General features: G+C 45.6%; 1 protein-coding gene. It reads right to left on the bottom strand.

Features of this window, described 5'->3' with window-relative positions:
* On the bottom strand, nt 1-197 hold a 197-nt coding region (locus Q4528_RS14555), incomplete at its 3' end, for an Hsp70 family protein (protein ID WP_303522361.1).
* Between the last annotated feature and the right edge of the window lie 62 nt (nt 198-259).

Raw genomic sequence — 259 nt, 5'->3', positions numbered from 1 at the left:
CCACTTTCCGCTAACGCTGCGCTCATATCTTCTATAAAGCGAGCCGCTTCAACTTGTTGTTCTCGCAACATACGCATCGTAACATCGTGCTTTGCGTTAGTGATTGAATCTTTCAGCATGCGCGCCACTTCTGCATCTTCTAAGCCATAGGAAGGCTTAACTTCAACAGAGGATTGTACACCCGTTGATTTTTCCATAGCAGTTACCGATAACAAACCATCGGCATCTACCTGAAAAGTCACTCTAATATGCGCTGCAC

The sequence above is a fragment of the Staphylococcus pasteuri genome, from assembly GCF_030547725.1.
GTDB lineage: Bacteria > Bacillota > Bacilli > Staphylococcales > Staphylococcaceae > Staphylococcus > Staphylococcus pasteuri.
The sequence above is the reverse complement of the archived record's forward strand: the minus strand, read 5'-3'. Positions and strand labels throughout refer to the sequence as shown.